This is a genomic window from Priestia sp. P5_B4, assembly GCF_056400385.1.
Genome location: NZ_JBFULJ010000872.1, coordinates 1 through 1,616, shown reverse-complemented (window position 1 = coordinate 1,616; position 1,616 = coordinate 1). Strand labels below are relative to the sequence as shown.

General features: G+C 32.8%; 2 protein-coding genes. Both read right to left on the bottom strand.

Annotation, left to right across the window (positions count from 1 at the left end; all coding sequences use genetic code 11):
* On the bottom strand, positions 1–835 hold an 835-nt coding region (locus AC1DRF_RS26930), incomplete at its 3' end, for an MFS transporter (RefSeq protein ID WP_477742182.1).
* A gap of 16 nt (positions 836–851) precedes the next feature.
* Positions 852–1,427 (bottom strand): TetR/AcrR family transcriptional regulator, encoded by a 576-nt coding sequence (locus AC1DRF_RS26925; RefSeq protein WP_427076720.1) that lies wholly within the window; start codon positions 1,425–1,427, stop codon positions 852–854.
* Positions 1,428–1,616 lie beyond the last annotated feature (189 nt).

Sequence of the window (1,616 nt, the reverse complement as noted above, 5' to 3'; positions counted from 1 at the left end):
TAATTAATAAAATCACATACATAACAAAGTTGCTAAGCATAATAGATAAATTAGCGCTTGTAAAGGTGGAATTTTTAAATAAAGAAAAATCGATAATCGGGTTTTCTGCCGTATTTTCTCTTTTGATAAACAAGATTGTAGATAAAATAAATATTATTCCCATTATTAAAGCCTTGGTAAATTCCATACCGTGTGTCAACAAGATCAATAAAGAAATGCTAATTGCTAAATAAATGGAACCTTGAATATCTAAAGTACTTGTTTGCTTTTTAACATTAAATTTAGGAATCGTAACTATTCCGCTGATTAAAGCTAAGAAAAGAAAAGGAACGTTGACCCAGAATATAGCTTCCAAATTGAAGTTTTCAAGCAGGACAGACCCTAGTAAAGGTCCAATTGCAGCACCCAAACCCATCCCCATTCCAAATATACCTAGAACTTTAGGAAGCCGTTCTTTTGGCACCACATATCTAATGATTGCTATAGTGTTTGGAGTAAGTAAAGCTCCTCCTACTGCCTGCAGTGATCGAAAGATAATAAGAGAAATGAGATTAGTTGAAAATATACAGCCTAAAGATGCTATCAGAAAGAACACCACGCCCCATAAATAGATATTTCTGTTTCCATATAGATCTCCTAGCTTTCCAGCGATAGGCTGAGTGACAGCCATTACAATTAAATAAATAGTTACTACCCAAGAAATACTTGCAAGTGGTTCATTAAAATGAGCCGATATGGTTGATAGAGCAACGGCAATCATTGTCGAATTTATTGGTACAAGAAATGTCCCAATTAGTAATGAAATAATCAAGATAAGCTCTTTATGTTTACCCAAACATTATTGCCTCCTTTTAATGGAGAGAAATTCCTTTTATAAACGTTTTTATACTGTTTTTTATCATATCTTGATAATCTGCATGTAAGGCTTTGTCTCCAAAATTTAGTTTATACATAAAATATCCCCAATACGTACTTAGGAAAATCTCCGCTTGTGTACAGCAATCTAATTCTTTGATATATCCTTTCCTTTGCATTTCTTCAAAGTATTCTTTTAGTATTTCTTTCGTATCATTAATTTTTTTCAAAATTTCTTCGTGCGCCTGTGAGAAAATTAAAGGATCTTTTAAAGCAATTGAAATCATGTCTCGGTTATTATCAAAGTCTTTTAGTAACAGGTAACCGAAATTCGTCAAATCTTTTTCAAGCTCCCATTCAATTGATTTATCAAAAATTCCAAGCGAAAAGCTTGTTGTTTTGACAATAGCTTGAATAATGCCTTCTTTATTGCCAAAGTGGCGAAAAACAGTTAATTCATTAACGCCAGCTTGTTCTGCAATTTCTCTAGTGGTAGTACCTTTGTAGCCTTTTTCTTTAAGCAGTTCTATTGTAGCTTTTGTTATCTTCTTTTTTGTTTCATCTTTTTTCATGTTAATCATCCTTTATGCTTCCTGAATGTAAGTATTTACTTTCCATTAGGCAGTATATAAAGGAAAAAGAGCTGTTGTCAAATGGAAGCGAAGAGAACTATTTATTCATTTAGAAGCGTGACAATTCCATTCGTACCATCGACCATGACCATATCGCCATCTTTTAGCTTATCCGTACTTATTTTCGTA